At 30.0% G+C, this 24316-nt stretch carries 20 protein-coding genes; 1 reads left to right on the top strand and 19 read right to left on the bottom strand.

The genetic code is table 11. The features are described from left to right. The 18 genes from M2214_RS04805 to M2214_RS04720 form a co-directional block, all read right to left on the bottom strand. The gene (locus M2214_RS04805) at nucleotides 1–720 is read right to left on the bottom strand and encodes a DUF881 domain-containing protein (RefSeq protein ID WP_248483354.1); all 720 of its coding nucleotides are present in this window, start codon (nucleotides 718–720) and stop codon (nucleotides 1–3) included. A 13-nt stretch (nucleotides 721–733) separates the two neighbouring features. Next, entirely contained in the window at nucleotides 734–1456 is a 723-nt protein-coding gene (locus tag M2214_RS04800) for a cell division protein FtsQ/DivIB (RefSeq protein WP_248483352.1), read from the bottom strand. Nucleotides 1457–1590: 134 nt separating this feature from the next. After that, complete coding sequence (gene murA / locus M2214_RS04795) at nucleotides 1591–2841, bottom strand: UDP-N-acetylglucosamine 1-carboxyvinyltransferase (RefSeq protein ID WP_248483350.1); 1251 nt, start codon at nucleotides 2839–2841, stop codon at nucleotides 1591–1593. Nucleotides 2842–2928: 87 nt separating this feature from the next. Then, complete coding sequence (gene murG / locus M2214_RS04790; protein ID WP_248483349.1) at nucleotides 2929–4023, bottom strand: undecaprenyldiphospho-muramoylpentapeptide beta-N-acetylglucosaminyltransferase; 1095 nt, start codon at nucleotides 4021–4023, stop codon at nucleotides 2929–2931. 4 nt (nucleotides 4024–4027) lie between these two features. Further along, entirely contained in the window at nucleotides 4028–5137 is a 1110-nt protein-coding gene (ftsW, locus tag M2214_RS04785) for a putative lipid II flippase FtsW (protein ID WP_248483347.1), read from the bottom strand. A 20-nt stretch (nucleotides 5138–5157) separates the two neighbouring features. Next, on the bottom strand, nucleotides 5158–6507 hold the full coding sequence (gene murD, locus M2214_RS04780; protein WP_248483345.1) for a UDP-N-acetylmuramoyl-L-alanine--D-glutamate ligase: 1350 nt from the start codon (nucleotides 6505–6507) through the stop codon (nucleotides 5158–5160). A gap of 23 nt (nucleotides 6508–6530) precedes the next feature. Further along, nucleotides 6531–7493 (bottom strand): phospho-N-acetylmuramoyl-pentapeptide-transferase, encoded by a 963-nt coding sequence (gene mraY, locus M2214_RS04775; protein ID WP_248483343.1) that lies wholly within the window; start codon nucleotides 7491–7493, stop codon nucleotides 6531–6533. Between the two features lie 43 nt (nucleotides 7494–7536). Further along, nucleotides 7537–8922 carry a UDP-N-acetylmuramoyl-tripeptide--D-alanyl-D-alanine ligase gene (locus M2214_RS04770; RefSeq protein WP_248483341.1) on the bottom strand — a complete coding sequence of 462 codons (1386 nt, stop codon included), beginning with the start codon at nucleotides 8920–8922 and terminating at the stop codon, nucleotides 7537–7539. Between the two features lie 3 nt (nucleotides 8923–8925). Continuing rightward, nucleotides 8926–10374 (bottom strand): UDP-N-acetylmuramoyl-L-alanyl-D-glutamate--2,6-diaminopimelate ligase, encoded by a 1449-nt coding sequence (locus M2214_RS04765; RefSeq protein WP_248483339.1) that lies wholly within the window; start codon nucleotides 10372–10374, stop codon nucleotides 8926–8928. A 107-nt stretch (nucleotides 10375–10481) separates the two neighbouring features. Further along, on the bottom strand, nucleotides 10482–12653 hold the full coding sequence (locus M2214_RS04760) for a stage V sporulation protein D (protein ID WP_256466704.1): 2172 nt from the start codon (nucleotides 12651–12653) through the stop codon (nucleotides 10482–10484). 148 nt (nucleotides 12654–12801) lie between these two features. Continuing rightward, complete coding sequence (locus M2214_RS04755; protein ID WP_248483337.1) at nucleotides 12802–14973, bottom strand: PASTA domain-containing penicillin-binding protein; 2172 nt, start codon at nucleotides 14971–14973, stop codon at nucleotides 12802–12804. An 18-nt stretch (nucleotides 14974–14991) separates the two neighbouring features. Beyond that, the gene (locus tag M2214_RS04750) at nucleotides 14992–15378 is read right to left on the bottom strand and encodes a septum formation initiator family protein (protein WP_248483335.1); all 387 of its coding nucleotides are present in this window, start codon (nucleotides 15376–15378) and stop codon (nucleotides 14992–14994) included. 38 nt (nucleotides 15379–15416) lie between these two features. Then, entirely contained in the window at nucleotides 15417–16352 is a 936-nt protein-coding gene (rsmH, locus tag M2214_RS04745) for a 16S rRNA (cytosine(1402)-N(4))-methyltransferase RsmH (RefSeq protein WP_248483332.1), read from the bottom strand. 13 nt (nucleotides 16353–16365) lie between these two features. Further along, the gene (gene lgt / locus M2214_RS04740; protein ID WP_248483330.1) at nucleotides 16366–17103 is read right to left on the bottom strand and encodes a prolipoprotein diacylglyceryl transferase; all 738 of its coding nucleotides are present in this window, start codon (nucleotides 17101–17103) and stop codon (nucleotides 16366–16368) included. A 210-nt stretch (nucleotides 17104–17313) separates the two neighbouring features. Next, nucleotides 17314–18594, bottom strand: a complete 1281-nt coding sequence (gene yfmH / locus M2214_RS04735) for an EF-P 5-aminopentanol modification-associated protein YfmH (RefSeq protein WP_248483328.1) — start codon at nucleotides 18592–18594, stop codon at nucleotides 17314–17316. 15 nt (nucleotides 18595–18609) lie between these two features. Next, nucleotides 18610–19869 (bottom strand): EF-P 5-aminopentanol modification-associated protein YfmF, encoded by a 1260-nt coding sequence (yfmF, locus tag M2214_RS04730; RefSeq protein ID WP_248483326.1) that lies wholly within the window; start codon nucleotides 19867–19869, stop codon nucleotides 18610–18612. Between the two features lies 1 nt (nucleotide 19870). Continuing rightward, entirely contained in the window at nucleotides 19871–20971 is a 1101-nt protein-coding gene (locus M2214_RS04725; protein ID WP_248483324.1) for a hypothetical protein, read from the bottom strand. A 120-nt stretch (nucleotides 20972–21091) separates the two neighbouring features. After that, nucleotides 21092–21505: a YhcN/YlaJ family sporulation lipoprotein gene (locus tag M2214_RS04720; protein ID WP_248483322.1), complete on the bottom strand. Its 414-nt coding sequence runs from the start codon at nucleotides 21503–21505 to the stop codon at nucleotides 21092–21094. Between the two features lie 219 nt (nucleotides 21506–21724). Here M2214_RS04720 and ychF point away from each other — a divergent pair, with 219 nt between their 5' ends. Then, complete coding sequence (gene ychF, locus M2214_RS04715; RefSeq protein WP_248483320.1) at nucleotides 21725–22819, top strand: redox-regulated ATPase YchF; 1095 nt, start codon at nucleotides 21725–21727, stop codon at nucleotides 22817–22819. A 132-nt stretch (nucleotides 22820–22951) separates the two neighbouring features. On the opposite strand, the gene M2214_RS04710 is transcribed toward ychF, so the two are convergent. Beyond that, on the bottom strand, nucleotides 22952–24283 hold the full coding sequence (locus tag M2214_RS04710) for an aminotransferase-like domain-containing protein (RefSeq protein ID WP_248483318.1): 1332 nt from the start codon (nucleotides 24281–24283) through the stop codon (nucleotides 22952–22954). Nucleotides 24284–24316 lie beyond the last annotated feature (33 nt).

Below are 24316 nucleotides of genomic sequence, written 5' to 3'. Positions count from 1 at the left end.
TTATTTCACCTTCACATTAGATTCTACAGGATTAGCATACTTAAAGTCTATAGTCTTATTGTACCTAGATATTTCTATATTCTCTTCCTTTTTCACATCAACATCTAGGTTCCATTCTTTCCTAAGCTGATAAATTATGCCAAACCTCATATTCAAAGCAGATTCTAATATATCAGAATTTCCTATACATTTAATTTCAAATGGAGTGATTATAGGATTTCCATTTACTATAACTTTATCTCCAGACAAATGTATTTCTGTGCTCGATACATATCTTTCTCCATTTATAGACATTGCTTCCGCTCCAGCTGCATTTAGCTTATTTATTATAGTAAGTATATTATCGTAATTGTAAAGAAGTACTGTTTCATCACTTGCTTCTTGTGGCTTTTTAATTGTTATTACAACACCAGGACCACTTACATCGTAATATCCAGCTAATGTCTCATATTTTTTAGTATCTTCTTTTAAGTTTTTTACAAGAACATTTTTTTCAGCTTCAGAATCCTTATATTCTTGTATCCTCTGATCCAATGCTTGTACATCTTTTTCCAATGCTTTTTTTCTATCTGTCAAGCTTTTTAGTTCAATTGACAACTGATTCGCTTTTTGAGAAGATACTAATCCTCCTGTAGTCTTATCTACAGTTTTAAATTCAATTATAATCATCATCCCCAAGAACAAACTCAATATCAACAATGACAAACTATTTTTTTTCAAAATAACCCACCACCTATTCAGGTCTATATACAGGATATGAGTCATACCTCATATCTACTATCCCAACTTTTATATTTTTAGTGTATAAATCTATTAAGATTTTGTTCAACTCTGTCATCTTATAATCTAATCTTTCTCCGGCTCCAAGAAGAACTCTTATTCCATTTATTGTGTATAGCTCTATATTCTTATTATCGTCTATATTTATCTGAGATACATTACTTAAAATTTTAGCATTATTACAAGCGTTTAGCAAATCCAATATTTTATTTAATAAATCATCATCTTTTAGCTCTACATTTTGACCTATTTTTAATTTCTGAAGATTTATTCCTCCAATTAAAGGCACATCTACGTTTTTCAAATCATCTTCAACTTTTAAAACTATCCCCTCTTCGTTTATAAGAGCATAAGAACCCATATAAGGTATAGCACACATAGCTACCCTCTCTTTTAAGTCTATAATTATATTATCGGGAAGTTTTATTTTTACATTAGCACTTTCTATGTATGGATTCTCAAGTAAACTTTTCCTTATTTGCTTCGAACTATATTTATATATGTTTTTTCCCGGTTCTATTTTACCACTAATTAATACGTCTTGTCTGCTAAGTTTAACTTGTCCAACAACACTTAATTTTTTCAAAGTAAAATAATCCGTTTTTATTAGCATATACCCAAATACACATATGATTAAAATCATTATAAAAGTAATTATTTTATATTTTTTTTTCATATAACTTGTCCCCTATTCAAAAATTCGCTTTATGCTAACACATAGCTCATTTCGCCAACTAATGTTAATAAACTCAGTTCCTTAAAAATAATTGCAGTTGTAGTTTTCCTACTAATTGTAAAAAGGGCTTAAGTCTAAGCCCTAATAATATTAGCTCCTAGACTAGTCAACACCTTTTCCATAGCCTCATATCCTCTTTCTATATGGTATATACTGTCTATTTCTGTATGTCCCTCAGCAGCAAGGCCTGCTAAAACAAGAGCTGCGCCTCCTCTTAAATCGGAAGATTTAACCTTTGCTCCCATTAATTTATCAACACCTCTTATTACGGCTAATTTTCCATTAACATTGATATTAGCTCCCATTCTAATAAGCTCTTCACAATGCTTAAATCTATTTTCAAATATATTTTCATTTATTATACATGCTCCATTTGCCAGCGTCATCAAAGCCATCATTTGAGCCTGCATATCCGTTGGAAATCCTGGATGAGGTAGCGTTTTTATAACATCTATAGACTGTATCGTTTTAGGTGCAATAAGTTGAACCTTGTTGTTTATATACTCAATCTCACATCCAGTTTCTCTAAGCTTTGAAACAATACTGTTAATATGACTTGGTATTATATCATCTATAATTATTCTTCCTTTTGTTATTGCTCCTGCTACCAAATAAGTTCCTATAGCTATTCTATCAGGTATTATTCTATACTCAACATCATGCAATTTATCAACACCATATATTTCTATGCAACTATTTCCTGCTCCTTTTATATTAGCTCCCATAGAGTTTAAAAAATTTGCAAGGTCTATTATTTCAGGTTCCTTTGCCGGATTATATATTCTTGTTACACCATTTGTTTTTACAGCAGCTAGCATGGCATTTTCAGTAGCTCCAACACTCGGGAAATCAAGAGTTATTTCACAGGCCTTATTTTTTTGTCTTTTACACTTTATATATCCATGAGCCTCTTCGATATTTACTCCCATTTGAGATAATGACTTTAAATGTAGATCAATTGGTCTTGGTCCTATTTCGCATCCACCCGGATAACTAATTTTCGTATTACCAAATCTACTAACCATAGCCCCTAAAAATATTATAGATGATCTCATCTTTCTAACGAAGCTTTCAGGAATTTCAGACGAGTTTACATTTCTAGTATCAATAATTAGTGTATCACCCTCACTTTTTACATAGCAACCTATATGATTTAATATATCAATCATTACTTTAACATCTGATATATTAGGGACATTGTGTATTACACTCTCCCCTTCATTCAATATAGTTGCTGCTATTATTGGTAATACTGAATTTTTTGCACCTTTTAATCTAATCTCACCTTCTAATTTATTTCCACCTTGGACTATATATTTTGCCAAAAGGGCCACCCCCTACTAAAAGTTAAATTGATATATTTTAAATTTGTCTTTATAATATATAATTTTATGTATTAGCAGGGTTTTGTGTTACTTTAAGACGTCCATAATTTCTGTATATATATTATTAATAGCTTTTGGATTTCCTATTTCCCCACTGTTTTTACCCATTTGAGCTAGTTTTTCTCTATCTCCCAATATCTTAAATATAGTGTCTTCTAATTTTTTGTAAGTTAACGTTTTTTCTAGTATAGCTATTCCAGCTCCTTTTTTTTCTATACTTTTAGCATTAAATTCTTGATGGTTTTCTGCCGTATAAGCTTTTGGAATAACTATAGAAGGCTTTGATAATGCCGTAACCTCTGCAAGTGTTATAGCTCCTGCACTGCATATTACAAGATCACAAGCTGCTAAAGCATTTGCCATATCATCAAGATATGGAACTACCTTTTGACACCCTCTAAAGTTTTGATCTCCTAATGAGTTTATAAATTTATCATAGTGATTTTTTCCTGTTACATGTATAAATTGTATATCTTCCTTTATAAGTCTTGGGATTATTTTTTTCATGGAATCGTTCAATTTTCTTGCTCCACCGCTTCCACCTACACATAAAATCATTCTCTTATCTTCATTTATTCCAAGCTTTTTTCTTGAAGAAAATTTATTGCTTACTAAAATTTCTTTTCTAACTGGATTTCCAGTAAAAACTACATTTTCTTTATCTTTGAAGTATTTTTTAGCATCTTCAAAGCTTATCAAAATTTTACTTGCAAATTTAGATAAAATTTTATTGGTTACACCCGGAAATGCATTTTGCTCATGTATTATAGTAGGTATTTTATTTATGCTTGCATTTAAAACTACAGGACCACAAACGTATCCACCTGTTCCTATTACTATATCTGGTTTAAATTTCTTTATTATTTTTCTAGATTGCTCTAATCCCTTAACTAACTTAATAATCCTTTTAAAATTGTCTACAGTTATCTTTCTTCTAAATCCCTGAACAGTTATAGTCTTAAGTTCATAACCTGCTTTTGGAACTATTTCACTTTCTATTCCATTTTTTGTTCCAACAAATACAATCTCTATATCTTCAATTTCTTCTTTTAATTTATTCGCTATAGCTATAGCTGGATAAACATGACCTCCTGTTCCTCCACCCGAAATTAAAACTTTCATCCAATCAACTCCTGTCTAACTTAACATGTCTTGATATATTTAATATAACTCCCATAGCAGCCATAAATATTATAAGAGAACTTCCTCCATAACTTATAAACGGAAGTGGCATACCTGTAACAGGCATTGAAGATGTTGCAACAGCTATATTTATCATAACCTGTATTCCTATTTGAGCCGTAATTCCCGTAACTAGCATACAAGAAAAAGTATCAGGGCAATTAATAGCTATTCTTATACATCTGTATACTAGAAATAAAAACAACAATAGGATAAATATGCACCCTACATAACCAAGTTCTTCTCCTATTATAGCAAATATAAAGTCATTTTGAGGCTCTGGTATATAGAAAAACTTTTGTCTACTTCTTCCAAGGCCTAACCCAAATAACCCTCCAGAACCTAGTGCATATAATGATTGAATAACCTGATATCCGTCTCCTAATGGATCCTTAAATGGATCCAAAAACGACGTAAATCTTTTAAGTCTATATGGTGCTATTGCTATAAGTACACCCAATAATCCAAATCCTGCACCTATCATAGTGTATACATACTTTAAATCCATACCAGCTACAAATAACATTATAGATGTCGTCATTATTATAGTTCCTCCAGTAGATAAGTCTGGCTGAAGAACTATAAGCGCAAAGAATACACTTGATATCATAAGAGGAGGTATTATACCTTGTATAAGGTTACTCATTTTGTCTTTTTTGTTATCTATTACCTTCGATACTATTATTATCGAAGCAAATTTAGCTATCTCAGATGGCATTATAGTAAGTCCCCCTACTCCAAGCCAGCGTCTTGCTCCGTTAAATGACTTACCCAGTGGAGTAAGTACTGCAACTAATAGTATTACAGTGATAGTACCTATCATAGGTATAAACCTTTCTAATCTCTTATAGTTTATCTTAGATACAAACATCATCACACAAAATCCTAGTGTTGCATATATCATATTTCTCTTTAAAAAGTAGTATGCATCATTCTGTTTAAATTTAGCTTGAACATAACTTGAGCTAAACACCATTATAATGCCTATTATGACTAACAATAACGTAGTGTAAAATACATAAGGATCAAAATGTTTTTCTCTTTTTTTAGCCATTTGGAGACCTCCTTAATAACTTAAAGGCTAAATACTTCATTTTTAAAATGATTTCCTCTAACTTCATAACTTTCATACATATCCCAACTAGCACAAGCTGGAGATAATAAAACAACATCGTTTGGAGAAGCTAATTCATATGCTTTTTCAACTGCCTCTTCCATATTTTCAACCTTATAACAGCTTTCAAATCCATTTTCCATAGCACTTTCTCTTATTATATCCGCTGTTTCCCCTAAAAGAATTATATGTTTAACTTTTCCATTAAAAAGCTTTGTGAACTCTGTAAAATCACTCTTTTTATCAAGTCCCCCAGCTATTAATATAATAGGGTTGTCATATGCGTTTAAAGCTTTAATAGATGCATCAGGATTAGTTCCTTTTGAATCATTTACGAATTTAACATCATTTATTTGTCTTACAAATTCAAGCCTGTGCTCAACCCCACCAAATGTCTTTAAAACTTGCTTAACAACCTCCATATCAAGTCCATACACAGCTGCTATACTTACAGCTGCCAATGCATTTTCTAAATTGTGACTTCCTGGTATACTTATTTCAGTTATATTCATAAGCTCAATCTCTTTATCGTTTAAATTTATTATTATGATATCGTCTTTAACATATACACCTTCATTTAGAATTTGTTTTCTACTAAAGTATACAACTTTACTTTTGCAATTTTTAGCTAATTCTCTAGTAGTTTCACAATCATAGTTTAAAACAGTAAAATCATTCTTATTTTGATTCTCAAAAATTCTACATTTTGCATCTATATAGTTTTGCATAGTTTTGTGTCTATTTAAATGATCAGGCGTTATGTTAAGTATTGCACTTATTCTTGGTCTAAATTCTTTTATGCTCTCAAGTTGAAAGCTACTAAGCTCTGTAACAAGCACAGACTCTTCATTTGATTTGTCTACTGTATCAATTACTGGATTACCAATATTTCCAACAATATAAGTATCTTTATTTGCAGCTTTAAATATTTCTCCAACAAGTGTTGTAGTAGTTGTCTTCCCATTAGTTCCTGTAAGTCCTATAAAAAAGCTTTTAGATAATCTATATGATAGTTCTACCTCTCCTATTACTTCTATATTTTCTGATTTTATCTTTTTTATAAAATGAAGGTCTAGAGGAACACCAGGCGATACTATAGTTAAATCTATACCACTTATATCTTCTATATGTTTCCCTAATACATATTTGACATCATATCCATTTAAATCATCTAATATGTCTTTTAGTTTTTCTTTATCTTTTATATCATTTACAGTAACTTTTGCACCTTTTTCATAAAGCTTTTTAATTGTAGATATTCCTGTTCTAGCAAGCCCCACTAATAATACATTTTTACCATTTAAGTCCATATTAAACTCCCCCTTAATCATGTCTAAGCTAAAGATATGAAGCCTATTATACTAAGTATTACACTTACAGCCCAAAATACCATAACTACTTTTGTTTCGTGCCATCCTTCTAATTCAAAATGATGATGCAGTGGACTCATCTTAAACACTCTCTTTCCTGTAAGCTTGAAAGATGTAACCTGAATTATTACAGATAGTGATTCTGCAAAGTATATACCGCCTACAATGGGAATTATAAGCGATAGGTTCATAAGTATAGCTGCAGCTGCAACAGCCCCTCCTAGAGCCATAGAACCCGTATCCCCCATAAACACCTTAGCAGGATGTGCATTAAACTTTAAAAATCCTAAGCAAGCTCCAACTAAAGCAGACGAAACTATCCCTATACCATTACCTGCATATTTAATTGATATCATTGCAAAGAATACGCCAACTATTAGAGTAACGCCTGACGCTAATCCATCAAGCCCATCTGTCAAGTTGACACTATTTACAGTAGCAACAGTTACGAATACTATAAATGGTATATATAAAAATCCTAAATCTATAGTTTGCTTAAAAAAAGGAACTATTACTTGTGTTCCAAGTATTGACGTTTTCGATTGGTATATTGCAAGTAAAGTAGCAAGTGCAAATTGACCTATTAGCTTTTGATAAGCTCTAAGACCTAAAGATCTTTTAAGAACTACCTTTATATAATCATCAACAAATCCTATAAATCCAAATCCTATTATAGATATCAAAGCAAATATCATATCATTATTAATTCTAGCTGTTGTTATACAAGTCAGGAATATAGCTAGTATCATTATTATTCCACCCATTGTAGGTGTTCCATTTTTAACCAAATGACTTTTAGGGCCCTCATCCCTCACTGTTTGCCCGAACTTTAGCCTTTGTAACATAGGTATAAATATAGGCCCTAATATTAAAGTTATTACAAACGAAACTATCATAGTCATTATCATATGTTGTACATCGCCCATTTCATAAACTCCTCTCGCGTTTTAAACTTTGTTTTTGAAATAGTTAGATTTTATGATTATTTAAAAAATCCACTATTTCTTCCATTTTCATCCCTCTTGAACCTTTTATTAAAATAACGTCGTCTTTTTTTAGTGTGTTTTTAAGATAATCTATTACTTGTGAATTGCTATTAAAGTGAATCACATTTTGTCCGTTGAATCCTTTTTTTATTGCTCCATTGCCTATATGCTTTGAATCTTTTCCAACAGTTATTATTAAATCAGAATTTCCATTTGCATATTCTCCTACTAATTCATGACCATTCTTTGCATACTCTCCCATTTCAAGCATATCTCCAAGCACAGCTATTTTTCTATTTTTTTTATATTCTCCTAGTATATTAAGCGCTGCTTTCATAGAATCTGGACTTGCATTATAAGCATCATTTATTATTTCAAATGAATCCGTCTTTAATATATCAAGTCTCATTTTTCCATTTTTAAAATTTAAAAGCCCTTTTTTTATTCGATCTATGCTAAGTCCTAGCTGAATTCCAGTCAATATAGCTGCCATGGCATTATATATATTGTGCTTACCCCTTGCAGGAATAAAAAACTCCTCTTTTTGATTATGAACTATACATTCAAAATCTATCCCTGTTTCATTCATTTTATATCCAGTACAATACAAATCGCTTTCTTTTTCAAATCCAAATGTTTTTAAATTGTAGTTTAATTCCTTCTTTTTTAAAGTTTTCAAGTATTCATCATCTGCATTTATTATAAGAGTATTATCATTAGTAAAGTTTTTAGTTATTTCAAGTTTTGCTTTTAATATACCTTCCCTAGATCCTAAATTTTCTATATGAGAAAGACCTATATTAGATATTACAGCTATTTTATGATTTACTATGTTTGATAAATATTCAATTTCGCCAAAGGAAGACATTCCCATTTCAAGTATAGCACATTCATGCTCGTCTTTAAGCTTAAATATAGTTAACGGAAGCCCTATGTGGTTATTGAAATTGCCCTCTGTTTTTAATGTATTATATTTGCTCGATAATACACTATATATCATGTCTTTAGTAGTAGTCTTACCTGTGCTTCCTGTAACAGCTACGTAGTCTATCAAAAACTTTTTTTTATACAATCTAGCTATATCACCTAGTGCTTTAGTTGTATCATCAACTTCTATAACGTTTACATCTTCACTATCAAAATTCAAATCGTGATTTTTATCTTTTAAAAATATTCTACATCCATTTTCGTATGCATCATTTACAAAGTTATGCGCATCAAATTTTTCTCCGATCAAAGGAATAAACATACACTCATTCTCTATATTTTTACTATTTATACTTATGCTTTTTATTAAAGTATCTTCACTTCCTTTTAAAAGTGTTGCGTCTAGATTATTAAGAATTTCATTTATAGTTATCGCCTTCATATTCTACTCCTCTCCTAATATTTCTTTAACTACCTCTTTATCATCAAAATGTATTTTTTCTTTGCCTATAACTTGATAGTCCTCATGCCCTTTACCAGCTATAATTACTACATCTCCACTTTCAGCCTTATCTATAGCATGTTGTATTGCTTCTTTTCTGTCCAGTATAACCTTGTAATTTGAAGTGTCTATTCCTTTTAAAATATCATTTGCTATATCCTCTGGAATTTCTGTTCTAGGATTATCACTTGTTATAACCGTATAATCAGAGTACTCCTGACTGATTTTTCCCATTAAAGGTCTCTTTGTCTTATCTCTGTCTCCTCCACATCCAAATACTGTTATTATATTTCCCTTTACAAATTCTTTAGCGGTTTTCAATACATTTTCAAGTGCATCCGGTGTATGAGCATAATCTATTATTACACTAAATCCTTTATCTGTATCTACGCTTTCAAATCTTCCAGATACACCATTTGTGTTTTGTAGACTTTCATCTATAGTCTCTTTTGGTATATCCATTAAATAACACAGAGCTATAACAGCTAATGAATTATATACAGAAAATCTTCCCGGTATAGGAGTTTTTATATCCATTTGATATTTCGGTGTTATTAATTTATATTCAATTCCACTTGAATATATTTTTATATCTTTTGCCATTATATCTGCTTCTTCTTCTATAGCGTACGTTATTATAGGCGTTTTTAAGTTTTTTATAGACTCATATATTTTTTTACCACCATCATCATCTAAGTTTATAATGTTACCAAGAGTTGTTTTGTGAAATAATTTTTCTTTTGCTCTTCTATATTCATCTAAGTCTGCATGAAAATCAAGGTGCTCTTCAGTTAAATTTGTAAATATACCAAACTTGAATTCGCATTCATCAACTCTTTTAAGCTCTAATGAATGTGACGAAACCTCCATAGCACAATTATTTATATTTTTATTAAGCATTTCTCTAAAATATCCCTGTAACTCAACACTCTCTGGTGTAGTTCTTGATGCAACTATTTCCTTATCACCTATTACATTTTTTATAGTTCCTATCAGACCAGTTTTTTGATTATTATATTCAAGAACTTCTTTTATAAGATGAGTTATAGTTGTCTTTCCATTCGTTCCTGTAACACCTATTAAATTTAATTCTTCAGTTGGGTTCTTATAAAAATTAGAAGATATTTTCGCCATAGCTTTTCTAGTGTCTTCAACCCTTATAAACGTATACCCTTGTATGTAAACATCTTCTTCTACCAAAAAGGCTGTACTCCCCTTTTCTATAGCACCAGATATAAATTCATGTCCATTTAAGCTAAACCCCTTAATACAAATAAACAAACTATCTTTTTTTAATTTTCTAGAATCATAGTTTATATCATCTATATTTATGTCAACACTTCCTTTAATATCTACAGTATCTAAATCCTTTATTAAATCTTTCAACAACATGTTAGTGCCCCTTTCAAAATATATAAATAAATTTCATTATAAAAGACAATGCATACAAAAATACATTGCCTTTTTAATTATATAACACTTTATCTTTTTTTAATAGTTTATTTGAACTCAACAGTAATTATAGAATTTACATTCAATTCTGTATTCGGCTCTTTATCTTGAGATACAGCAAGCCCAGAACCTATTGGTTTAATCTTTAATCCTAATTTTTTTAAAATTTCATCACACTCTTTCACAGTTTTTCCAGTTAAATCCGGAACTATTACCTTTACTATATTCTCATTTCCTTTATTATTTGGCCTAGTATAAAGTATTATATTAGATCCTTCAAATACCTTAACTCCAGGTTTTGGAAATACATCTATAATCTTTTCTTCTCCAGTTGCGTATATATTAGGCTCAACTGTAAATTTAAAATCCTTCTCTTCTAAAATTTTTCCTGCATCCTTAAGTTTTATATTTCTAACCTCAGGAACACTCACTTCTCTTTTTACAAAATCAATTTTTTCTTCTTCTGTATAATCAGGTTTTATATCTAAATATTTTAAAGTATTATAAATTACCTCTTTAACTATAGGACCTGCTGTTGTACTACCAAACTGAGTTTCCCCATTAGGCTCATCTAATATAGCAAGAACAGCTATTTCAGGATTTGACGCTGGAGCAATTCCAACAAAAGATGTAATATATCTTCCATTTGCATACCTTCCATCTATAACTTTTTGTGCTGTTCCAGTTTTTCCTCCAACATGATACCCTTCTATATAAGCTATTTTACCTGAGCCCTCTGCCACAACCGATTCCATTATATTTCTTAATGTTTTCGACGTTTCCTGGGAAATTACTCTTCTAACTTTTTTAGGTTCTATGCTTTTTATAACGTTCCCCTTATTATCTATAAATTCTTTAACTATTCTCGGTTTCATAAGCTCTCCACCATTAGCTATACAACTCACAGCCGTTATAAGTTGTATAGGAGTCACAGATATACTTTGACCAAAAGATATTGTCGCAAGCTCTACTGGCCCTACGTTTTTCTCATTGTATATAAGTCCATTTTCTTCTCCTGGAAGATCTATTCCAGTTTTTCTAGTAAGACCAAATGCCTTTATATATTTATATAGGTTCTTAACTCCCAATCTTTGACCAACCTCTACAAATACAGGGTTACATGAATTTTGAACAGCTTCAGTAAATGTTTCGTGTCCATGAGGTCTATAATGTCTCCAACATTTTATTCTTCTTCCTCCTACCATAATGTATCCCTTATCATAAAATTCATCATCAGGTGTTACAACCCCTTCTTCAAGTCCAGCTGCTGATGTTATAAGCTTGAATGTAGAACCTGGCTCATAAGTATCATTAACAATTGGATTTCTCCACATTTTAAACCAACCTTTTATCTTATCCTTTTCACTGTATTTGTTTAGCTCTTCTTCAAAGCTTTTGTATATAGGAATTCTATAGTTATTAGGATCATAATCAGGTTTTGATACCATAGCTAATATATCACCCGTCTTTGGCTGCATAACTATTACATGAACTCTTTTCGCTTTATTTATAATAAGAGCTTTTTCTACTGCTTTTTCAGCATAATGTTGTATAGTTTCATCCACTGTAAGAACCATTCCAGCTCCATCTTTAGGCTCATGATATTTTTCACTTCCCCTTGGAATTTCTCTACCGGATGCATCTGTACTTATAACTAACCTTCCGGAAAAACCTTTTAATTCCTTATTGTATTTAAGCTCAAGTCCAGAAACTCCTTCATTATCAGGAGATACATGACCTAATATATGAGCTGCAAAATTTCCATACGGATAATATCTTTTATTATCTTCTGCTATCCATATCCCCTTCATTTTGAGCTTTCTTATCTGTGATGCCTTATCATCTTCTATCCATCTTTTAACCTTTACCAGCGCAACATTCTTACTTATTTTTTTATATATTTCATCTTCTTCCTCTTCAAGTATCATAGCTAGTTCTTTAGCTGTTGTCTTTTTATCCTTTATCTCAGATGGCTTAGCCCATACCGTACTCTTAGTTATACTATATGCCAGTTCCTTTCCTTTTCTATCGTATATAGTTCCCCTCTTTGATTCTATAGGTATATCTCTTGTTTGTTGTGCTATTGCTTTTTCTTTTAGCCAGTCTCCTTTTATTAATAATAAATATCCTATTCTACCTATTAATAATAAAAATATTAACCCTACCATTATCAATATGAATACCAGCCTCTTTTTAGTCTTAACCCCAAATCTAGACAAAGACGTATCCCCCTTCGCATTACATCACTATAATAATCCCCTCCATTAATACCATGCTTTTCATTATAATTATTATTCATAATAAAAAAAAGATATGCGTAATACGCATATCTTTCATCTAAAAATTATAATTTCAAAAGTGAATTTTTTATTCAAATTGTACTGTAACTATAGAGTTTGGTTCTACTTGAGTATTTTCAGCAGGATTTTGAGTAACTGCTTTTCCACTTCCCATAGCCTTAAGTTTTATACCTAAGCCCTCAAATATATTGGAAACTTCTTTTATAGTTTTTCCTTCTACATTTGGAACATTGACTTTATTGTTGTCATTTTTTCCTTTTACATATAGTATTACATTTGATTCTATAGGTATTTTAGTACCTGGCTTTGGAAACATATCTATAATTTGTTCACTTCCATTTACATTCATATTAGGTTCTATAGTAAAGTTCAGCTTATTATTCAATAATAATTTTCCAGCCTCTTGAAGAGTTAAGTTTCTAATCTCAGGAACTGTAGTCTCTTCTTTTATAAGTTCTTGTTTTTCTTTTTCTGTATAAACAGGCTTTACATTTAAATATCTTAAAGTATTATATATTATATCTTTAACAGCAGGAGCTGCTACACTTCCTCCATAATAGCTTTGTACATTAGGTTCATCCACAACCACCAAAACTACAACCTTTGGATTATCAGCAGGAGCTATCCCTACAAAAGAAGATATGTATTTTCCATCTGCATACCTTCCATTTATAACTTTTTGAGCAGTTCCAGTCTTTCCTCCAACATGATAACCGGATATATATGCATTTTTACCTCCACCTTGTGTAACCTCATCTTCCATTATACTTCTAAGTAACTTAGCTGTATCTTCAGATATTACAGTTCTTACTTCCTCAGGTTCAAATCTTTCAACAACATCTCCATTGCTATTTATAAATTCTTTAACAACCCTTGGTTTCATAAGTTTTCCATTATTAGCTATAGATGAAACAGCAGTTATCAATTGTATAGGAGTTATAGATATACCTTGTCCAAATGACATAGTTGCAAGTTCCACAGGCCCTACATCCTTTTTCTTATATGTAATTCCTCTTCCCTCACCAGGTAAGTCTATACCCGTTTTTTCTGTTACACCAAATGCTTGTACGTATTCATATAGTCTATCAAGACCTAGCCTTTGTCCGACTTGAACAAACACTGGGTTACATGAATTTTGAATAGCCTGAGCAAAAGTCTCTTCTCCATGACTCTTAGGATATCCAGCATCTTTTATCATTCTATCTGCAACCATAATATACCCTTTGTCATAAAATTTTTCATTAGACTTTACAACACCTTCTTCAAGTCCCGCTGCAGCTACTATCAACTTAAAAGTAGACCCTGGTTCATATATATCATTTACCATAGGATTTCTCCACATATCTAACAATACATCAAGCTGACTCTCTCCTGAATCCATACGCTGTTGGTATACAGGATATACAGGTATTCTTGGCTTGTTAGGGTCATAATCTGGCTTTGAAACCATAGATAAAATTTCACCAGTTTTAGGATCCATAACTATTGCATGAGCTTTTTTAGCATTGGCATTAATTAAAGCCTTATCGACTGCCTCTTCTGCATAATGTTGAATAACCTCGTCAATAGTTAAAACTATATTCATTCCATCTTTAGGCTCATTATATTTACCATTTCCATATGGGATTTCTCTTCCTGATACATCTGTGCTTATTATGTTTCTACCAGGAAGACCTCTTAGCTCTTTATCATATTTGTTTTCTATACCTGACATTCCAGAATTGTCACCTGAAACATGTCCAATTACATGAGATGCAAAGTTTCCATAAGGATAAAATCTCTTATTGTCTTTGACTATCCACATACCTCTTAATTTATGTTTCTTTAATTCTTGTACCTTATCATAATCTATCCATCTTTTTACTCTTACAATGTTCTTATCAGAATTTAGTTCATTTAAAATAGTGTTTTTATCTTCTTCTAATACCTCAGCAAGAACTTTTGCATAATCTTCTCTTAAATCTTTTTTACTTGAAGATATCATCTTAGATGGTTCTGCCCAAACAGTATATTTAGTAAGACTTAGAGCAAGTTCTTTTCCTTTTCTATCGTATATAGTCCCTCTTTTAGCTTCTACTGAGACATCCTTTGTCTGTTGAGATAAAGCCTTCTCTTTTAGCCAAACGCCTTTTACCAATTGTAAGTATCCAATTCTTACAACTAAACATAAAAACAGAAAACTAACTGCAAATAATACAATCATCAATCTGTTTTTATAGCGCATATTAGATTTAGACAAAAGCTCCCCCCCTTATCATCAATCAATATTTATATAAACAGTTTGTTCTTCAGTTGGATAATTCATATTAAGCCTCTCTATGGCTTCTTTTTCTATAAATCCACTTCTGTTTAGTTCCTCTAATTTCAAATCTAATTGTTTTTTTTCATTTTTTTTGTTTCCAAGTTCTTTTTTTAAAGATTCCATATCATATTTGAGTCCAGATATAACTGAATATCTATACATAAAGGTTATTACTATGGATAATACAATTCCAACAAATACAATATAAACTAGAGTTTTTCTTTTATTTCTAGATTTTTTGTTTTTAGGTTTATTTATATTGTTTAATTGAGTTTTTTTCTTTAATTGCTTCTTCTTTTTTTTCTTATAATCATTTAAATTTATTGTCTCTTTTTTATCCATACTCAATCCCCCTTTACATTTGAGTATTCTCTAAATAATTATATTTTTTCAGCAACTCTTAGCTTAGCACTTCTAGATCTTGGATTAAATTCTATTTCCTGATCAGTTGGAAGTATAGGTTTTCTAGTTATTATCTTAACTACTCTTTCCTCATCACATTGACATATAGGAAGTTCTTTAGGACATATACAATCTGTATATAATTTTTTATATACATTTTTTACTATTCTATCCTCAAGAGAATGGAATGTTATAACACATATTCTTCCTTTAGGATTCATAATGCTTGCTGCATCCTCTATCGTCTTATCTATTATATCTAGTTCGTTATTAACTTCAATTCTTAAAGCTTGAAATGTTCTTTTAGCAGGATGAGGTCCATCTATTCTTGCTTTTTTAGGTATGGCTCTTTTTATAATATCAACCAATTCTCCAGTAGTCTTTATATAGTTTTCCTCTCTTTTTTCTACTATGAATTTTGCAATTCTTCTAGACCAATTTTCTTCACCATATAATTTTATTATTCTATCAAGCTCATCCTCACTATAATTATTAACTATATACTCAGCCGTAAGAGGATTTCTAATATCCATTCTCATGTCAAGATCTGCATCTTGCATATAAGAAAAACCTCTTTCTCTTTCATCTAACTGGTGTGATGATACTCCAAGATCCATTAATATACCATCAATATGTTCTATTCCTAACTTTTCTAATTCATCTTTTAGGTTTACGAAATTAGAGTGTACAAACTTAACCCTGCCTTCATAGGCCTTAAGTCTTTCCTTAGCAACGTTTATAGCATTAATATCCTGGTCAAATGCTATTAACATTCCACTTTCTCCAAGCCTCTTTGCTATCTCACCAGAGTGTCCTGCCCCTCCTAAAGTACCGTCAATATATACTCCATCAGGTTTTATATTTAAATTTTCTATACATTCATCTAGTAATACTGATACGTGATTAAATTCCATTTCTTCCTCCTAATTAAACCTTGTTCTTTTTCTTATTCATAAGCGCAAAATGAATAATAATACCTACACCTATTGTTGCTAGACTTATAACCTGAGCCATTCTAAGAGGCCCGATCATTAAGCTATCTATTCTAAGCCCTTCAATAAAGAATCTTCCAACAGAATATATAATAGCATAATATACAAATACATTCCCATCATATTTCTTATTTTTTCTAAGCCACATTAGAAATAAGAACAGACAAAAGTCCCAAAAAGACTCATATAAGAAAGTAGGATGTACATTAACTCCATCTACATTGATTGCCCATGGCAAATCAGTGGGTCTACCATAAGCCTCTTGATTTATGAAATTTCCCCATCTTCCTATAGCCTGACCAAAAGCTAGGCTTGGAGCAGTTAAATCTAGTATCTTTAAAAAATCCAAATCCTTAACCCTACAAAATATATATGCAACTAAAACAGAAGCTATTATAGCCCCGTGAATAGCAAGTCCTCCGCCTCTAATGTTTATCATTTCATATATATTTCCTTTATATATGCCCCAATTAAATATGACATAATACGTTCTAGCTCCAATTATAGAACAAGGAATAGCTATTAATAATAAATCTAGCAATTTATCTTCATTTATACCTACTCTTCTAGCTTCTCTAAGCGCCAGTACCATGCCTAGCATTATACCTGTGGATATCAATACTCCATACCATCTAACATCTATACCGAATATAGTAAATGCAATAGGATCCAAAAAAAACACCTCCAAAAATAAAAAATTCGTTTAGTTGCTACGCACTTATCCATGTCGTCAACGATCCCTATGGGCCCGTTGCTCAAAACAGTTGATACTGTAGTGCTCTAAGCAATATTATCACTACTTAAAAATCATATAATTTCCTGGAAAGAAAAAAGCCAGGTTAAACCTAGCTTTTATTATATCATAATATTAATTTTTAAGTTATTATTTAGGATTTATTATTGATATAACAGAATACTTTTCATCAAAATGTTTGTTGAATCTATCTTTTACATCTTCAAACGTTATAGTCTTTAATATTTCTAGATAGTCTATAAAGTTTATTTTTCTGAAATGATAAGATATAAAGTTGTTAGCGATAAATTCTACTGAGTCAAAGTACTTTAAAAACATTCCTATCTTCTTTTTCTTTATTCTATCAAAATCTTCTTTATCAAGGCCATCTTGCTTATATTTATTTATATACTCAAATACAATCTCTCTGACCTTATGAGGGTCTTTAGATTCTCCTCCTATGATAGTGTATCCATGGTCTATTTGAGATACATGATCACAACCGAAGTTTTGATTAATAAGTCCGCTTAGATAAAGCTTCTCATATACACTACTTCCTTTTTTAAGTATCATATCTAGTATTATCTCTGTGCATATTTCTTTTTTAAGAAGATCATTACCACTCATATTTACATCTAAATCCTTTATACCTATGTTGAATAAAGGTATAGAAACAGATAAATTCTCTACAATCTCTCTTTGCTTAATTTCATTTGGCTCATCTTCTTTAAATACCTTTATATCATCAAGAGTATCCTTAGGTTTTATAGCTTTATTTATAGTTTCCATTACCTTATCACGATCTAAATCCCCAACTACGAATAAAGCCATGTTAGAAGGATTATAAAAAGTATTGTAGCACTTATATAATTCTTCTTTATCTATCTTATATATACTCTCCACACTTCCTGCAATATCTATTCTCGTATTGTGATTAATATACATAGCCTTTAAAGTATTAAAATATACCTTCCAATCGGCATTATCATCGTACATGTTTATTTCCTGTGCAATAATTCCTTTTTCTTTTTCTACGTTTTCATCAGTAAAATAAGGAGTTTGAACATAATCTATTAAATGGTCTAATGATTCATAAAAGTTATTTGTTGCCGAAAACAGATAAGCTGTCATAGTAAAATTAGTATAAGCATTCGCACTAGCTCCAAGTAAAGAGAATTTATCAAATGCATTACCACCACCTGGTTGTTCAAACATTTTATGCTCTAAAAAATGAGCTATTCCTTCGTTAACTTTAATTTTTTCAGTCTCATTTATAGGTATAAACTCTAATTCATTAGAACCATAGTTGGTAGCAAATACAGCGTATTTTTTACTAAACCCTTCCTTAGGCATAAAAAATACTTCTAAGCCACAATCTAATTTATCATAGTATAGTTCTTCTTTTAATATATCATTCACTATTTTTTTCATATTTTTACGCCTCCTTTAGTTTCTTAAAAAATACACAGTATCTAATGTTATACCAGAAGATACATCTACAACATCTTTTATCTCAACATTTTCTATCTTCTTCATTATAGTATCTAGGCCTTCATTAACTCCGCTTATTCCTTGGCTGTAATAAAAATCAGAAAGAGAGTTTAAGCTATCTCTAACAGAATTTATAGAATTTATTATAGAATTTTTACTATTTCTTATTTCTTCCTCAGATATCTCAGATCTTTTAATCTTTTCAAGCTGTTGACCTATAAGTTCTATAGCCTTATCGTATTTATCTATTTCTATTCCAGATGATATAAACATAATAGATTTATACTTTTCTATCATAGAGTAAACATAATAACATAAGCTCTCTTTTTCTCTTACATTTACAAACAGCTTAGAATGAGGACCTCCTCCTAGTATACTAGAATAAACCATTAAAGAATAATATTTATCATCCTTATAATCTATATTCGTTCTATATCCTAGCGTTATCTTGCCCTGAGTAACATCCATCTTATCTACTGCATTCTTAATAGAGTCAACCTTACTTACATTTTTATCCTCAACTAAATCTATCACATTTTCTCTTTCAAATTTAAATATAGTTTTTATATAATCTAAAACTTTTTCTTTATCTAAATTTCCTGCAACAACTATATCTATAGGAGATGTCTTCATTATATTTTCATAGTGATCATACAAGTTTTTTTCATCTATTGAATCTATATCTTCTTCATATCCATATTCATATATACTGAATTTTTCATCCTTGCACATTTCTTCAACACATCTTTCAAGTGCGTACCTACTCTTATCATTTATTCTAGATTTTATTTTATCTCTTAAATTATTCTTTTCTATATCTACATATTCTTTATTAAATCCTCCGTTTTCTACTAAAGGATCATTTATCATATCATTAAAAAACATCAAGCTTTCTTTAAGTATTTCTTCATCTAAATAAGTCTCATCTGTTATAGACATCTTAAAGCTAAGTATCTGTCTATCTCCTTTTTTAGCTATATCAGCATAAACTCCCGCTCCATATAGGTTATCTAATTTCTTAGATATCTCTCGTTGGCTTTTAAATTTATTGCTACCGCTTTTAAGTATATTAGGTATCAAAGCATTTTTAGTAACTTCTTTTTTATCAAGCGGTCTTTGCATATATACACTTATCAAGTTAGTTTTGAATTTATTTGCACCTATAAAAGTCAAGTTTATTTTTTCATTTAAATTTATTCTCTCTACTTTATTCAAATTATTTACCTCCTTCATTCTCTATCAATTTTATTTTTTTATAAAGTTCATCTACTAATACCTCATTTTCATTAAATGGTCCTATGTAATAAAATCCAGTTCCATCAGGTATGTCTAGTTTTTCAAGTATATATTCTCCCAAAGATCTTATATATATGTTTTCAAATAATGCAGTCGGCATAACCAAATACAAACGATCTATACCATATTCTAGTAATTCATCTCCTGTTTTTATTATATCCTTTTTATGATTTTCTAAAAGAGGTAATTTTACTTTTATATCATAATTTTTCTCATATGCAAGATATTTTTTTATTTTTTCTCTAAAAAGTATATCTTGATTTAAGTCATTCTTTTTTTCAAGGCCAATTAAAAGTACACCTATAGACTTATTAGTATCACTTATACTATTTATAATTTCGTCTTTATATGCACTTGCAAGCGCCCTTGAATTCCAAAATAAATCGGTAATTTTTATATTTACTTCATATTTTAATATTCCTAAATTTCCTATTCTCTTTTTTAATAAATCGTAATCCTTGCCCTCAGTCAAAAACATAGGACATAATATTATATCTTTATACCCGCTATTTACCAAATCTATTAAAGTATCTTCTATATATTTATCTGTATACAAATTGCTGTTTACTATTGTATACTCATTTTTTAATTTTTTAGATAAATTCTTTCTTACAATATTCGCTTTATCCTTAAATTGACTAGACCCTAAATGCTCATAAGCATCTTTATATTTATGTAGCTTATGCGTCATATTAAAAAACGAATATACACCATCTCTATAATAAATTTCCGTTGCCCTTTGTCTTAAGTTGTATCTTCTATCCTCTCCATCGTATACCAGTACTATAGCTTTTTTAGATTGTGGCTTATCAGATATTTCTAATCTTTTTGTATGGACATCTTGTTGAAAAAATATTATTACCACAAAATTTAGTATAAAATATGATATAAAAAAACCTGTAATCAAAAATTCAGCATCTTTGTCTGATATTATATTATAAATACCAATAGTGAATACTACTATACACGTCCTTTCTAAAAATCCATCTAATATGAATATACAAAAAAAACATAATCCCAATATTATTTTTTTTAACAAATTTATCACCCACAATTTTATAAGTAATATAAAAAATTCTTTCATATACTTATAAAATTATGAGTATTTACAAAAATAAAGAACAGAAGTTTTTCTGTTCACTTAAACATTTGGGATAAAATTTTTTACTATATTTTGTATTTCCCATTTCAAGTTTACATTCTTACCTTTATCAGCATTTTTAGATATATTTTGAATCTTTTTAGATACATTTTTATCAGATGTTATAAATATGTTTTTTATGCTTGAATTTTCACTTCTTACTATATCTTTTATACTTGTTTTAAGTGATTCTTGGTTAATATAATTCATATCGTTTTGATTTTTGAAGTCTACATTGATAAGAGCTGTAGTGTTAGTGCATAATACATTACAATTACCTATATACTGGATTTTAGATATATCCTGTTGTATGTCTACAGCATTTTTCATAGAAGTTTCATTTGAAGCAGATCCACATCCAGAAATAATAAAAATCAAAACTATAAGCATATAAAAAATATATCTTCTATTCAAAATATCACATCCTTTATAAATAGTTTTTCTTTTTTTGTATAGATTAATGTTAAGTAATTTTATATTTTTAAGGAAATTCTAAACAATATGATACGAAATTTTTCAACATGTTTTTTTGTTTTGTTGCACGTATAGCTTATATAAGTTATAATAACTCTGTATGTTTTAAAGTTTTTTACAAAAACTATTTGATGACTAATGAACGAAAGGAAGATTCACATGAAATTAGGTATAGTTGGTTTACCTAACGTTGGAAAAAGTACATTATTTAATGCTATAACTCAAGCTGGTGCAGAATCAGCAAACTATCCATTCTGTACTATAGAGCCTAACGTTGGTGTAGTTTCAGTTCCAGATGAAAGATTACATAAATTAAAAGAAATATATAATTCTCAAAAAATAGTTCCTACAGCTATAGAGTTTTGCGATATAGCAGGTCTTGTTCGTGGCGCTAGTAAAGGAGAAGGTCTTGGTAACAAGTTCTTATCTCATATAAGAGAAGTTGAAGCAATAATCCACGTTGTTCGTTGCTTTGAAGACCCTAACGTTGTTCACGTTGATGGTTCTGTAGATCCTCTAAGAGATATAGAGACTATAAACCTTGAGTTAATATTCTCTGATATTGAGATACTTGAGAGAAGAATCCAAAAAACTCAAAAAGCTGCAAAAGCTGATAAATCTCTTATGTCTGAACTTAACTTCGTAAATAAGTTAAAGGCTACTTTAGAAGACAATAAGTGCATAAGAACTATGGACTTCACAGAAGATGAGCAAACTTTTGTTAAGCAATTAAATCTTTTAACTTCAAAGCCTGTAATATACGTTACTAACGTATGTGAAGATGAACTTGCTGATGAAGCTGCTGATAACCCAATGGTTGCAAAAGTTAGAGAATTTGCTTCTTTAGAAAATGCTCAAGTAGTAGTTGCTTGTGCTCAAATAGAAGCTGAAATTTCTGAGCTTGAAGAAGATGAAAAGAAAGAATTCTTAGCAGACTTAGGTCTTCATGAATCTGGTCTTGATAAGCTTATAAGAGCTTCTTATTCTTTACTTGGACTTATAAGTTACTTAACTGCTGGACCAAAAGAAGTTAGAGCTTGGACAGTAAAGATGGGTGCTAAGGCTCCTGAAGCTGGTGGAAAGATCCACTCAGATATCGAAAGAGGATTCATAAGAGCAGAGACTATAGCATTTAATGATTTAGTTAGTGTTGGTACTATGAGCGCTGCTAAAGAAAAGGGTCTTGTTAGACTTGAGGGAAAAGATTATATAGTTAAAGATGGAGACGTTATATTATTTCGATTTAACGTGTAAATAAAAAAGCCGGATAAAATTTCATCCGGCTTTTTATATATATTTTTTTATTCTAATGCCAATGTATAATTCTTGGTAATTCTACATTAATATTCACAGCAAAATACTTAGTCAAACTCTTTATAATCAAATTTACTTCATATTAGAAAAATAATTGTAAATACAGTTTATTCCCTCTTTTATTTGAGATTTATTCGTTCTAGAAACACTTATTTTCATTAAATTTATATCATTACTTTGAGATATAAAACTTTCTCTAGTATCTTTAATAATTATCCTATTCTCAGCTAAATCTTCAATAATTCTATCAAAATTTATCACTTTATTTGATTTTAAAGATAAGAAAAAACCTGTATCAGGAACGTTTATATTTAAAATTTCCGGATTAAAGTTACTACAAAGTTTTTTTAAATATCTCATACGTTCTTTATATGTATTTTGTAATAATACCTTTGACTTTTTAAACATGCCATTTTTTATATATAAGTCTAAAGCCCCTTGCGGAAGAATGGAAGTATAAATATCATACCACTGTTTATAATTTAAAAATGGATATACTAATTCCTCTGGCAAGACAACTGCAGCAATTCTTAATCCTGGAAGCAGTATTTTAGAAAATGTTTTCAGATAAATAACTTTGTTGCTTGTATCAAAAGAATATATTGGATCATTTTTAGTTTTTGTTTCTAAGTCTACTAAATAGTCATCTTCTACAATATATACATCATATTTATATGCTAATCTTAATATTTCTTTCTTTTCTTTAACTGTATAGCTGCCACCTGTAGGATTATGAAATCTAGGTACTGTATAAAAAAACTTAATATCTTCCTCTTTAAATATCCTCTCTAGTTCTTCAAAGTTAATTCCATCAAATTCTCTATTTATGCCAATAGTTTTTATTCCATTTAAATTTAGATTTTTAATCATACGATCGTAGGTGGGATTCTCAATTAATACAACACTTTTTTCATTAGGAAAAATCATTCTGTTCAATATATTTATTGCTTGTTGAGAACCTGATGTAATTATAACTTGAGAACTTTTACAAAAAACTTGATAATCCTCAAGGTGATTCTTTATAGTTTCAATTAATGAAGGCAATCCTTGAGGCTGTCCATAAGACAATAATTCTGTTTTATTTATTCTCATAGCCTGATCTAAACAATGATGAAATTCTTTATAAGGTATTAGATCTTTATCTGGAAGAACTGTTGAAAAATCAATTCTATAATCTTTTATACGCTTTTTATTATCTTTTGCAACTAAATAATATCCACTTTTTGGCACTGAATATATATAATGTTCCTTCTCTAATTCTTTATATGCTCTTACAACTGTGGATTTACTGAATTCAAACTTATCAGCAACTGACCTTACAGAGGGTATCTTTTTACCTGTTTTTATTTTTTCTTTTTCTGCCAAATCCTTTATATAATCTATTATTTGTGTATATTTCTCCAATGATAACTCTCCTATCTGTACCAATACACATCA

The organism is Tepidibacter aestuarii, from assembly GCF_934924865.1.
Lineage (GTDB): Bacteria > Bacillota > Clostridia > Peptostreptococcales > Peptostreptococcaceae > Tepidibacter_A > Tepidibacter_A aestuarii.
Note: the sequence above shows the minus strand (reverse complement) of the source record. Positions and strands in the feature narration are given on the sequence as shown.

Bases quoted from the DNA above. Each gene is read 5' to 3' on its own strand.
- M2214_RS04800 (WP_248483352.1), bottom strand. From the start codon at position 1,456: ATGAAAAAAAAATATAAAATAATTACTTTTATAATGATTTTAATCATA.
- murG (WP_248483349.1), bottom strand. From the start codon at position 4,023: ATGAAAGTTTTAATTTCGGGTGGAGGAACAGGAGGTCATGTTTATCCA.
- ftsW (WP_248483347.1), bottom strand. From the start codon at position 5,137: ATGGCTAAAAAAAGAGAAAAACATTTTGATCCTTATGTATTTTACACT.
- murD (WP_248483345.1), bottom strand. From the start codon at position 6,507: ATGGACTTAAATGGTAAAAATGTATTATTAGTGGGGCTTGCTAGAACA.
- mraY (WP_248483343.1), bottom strand. From the start codon at position 7,493: ATGGGCGATGTACAACATATGATAATGACTATGATAGTTTCGTTTGTA.
- M2214_RS04770 (WP_248483341.1), bottom strand. From the start codon at position 8,922: ATGAAGGCGATAACTATAAATGAAATTCTTAATAATCTAGACGCAACA.
- M2214_RS04765 (WP_248483339.1), bottom strand. From the start codon at position 10,374: ATGTTGTTGAAAGATTTAATAAAGGATTTAGATACTGTAGATATTAAA.
- M2214_RS04750 (WP_248483335.1), bottom strand. From the start codon at position 15,378: ATGGATAAAAAAGAGACAATAAATTTAAATGATTATAAGAAAAAAAAG.
- rsmH (WP_248483332.1), bottom strand. From the start codon at position 16,352: ATGGAATTTAATCACGTATCAGTATTACTAGATGAATGTATAGAAAAT.
- yfmH (WP_248483328.1), bottom strand. From the start codon at position 18,594: ATGAAAAAAATAGTGAATGATATATTAAAAGAAGAACTATACTATGAT.
- ychF (WP_248483320.1), top strand. From the start codon at position 21,725: ATGAAATTAGGTATAGTTGGTTTACCTAACGTTGGAAAAAGTACATTA.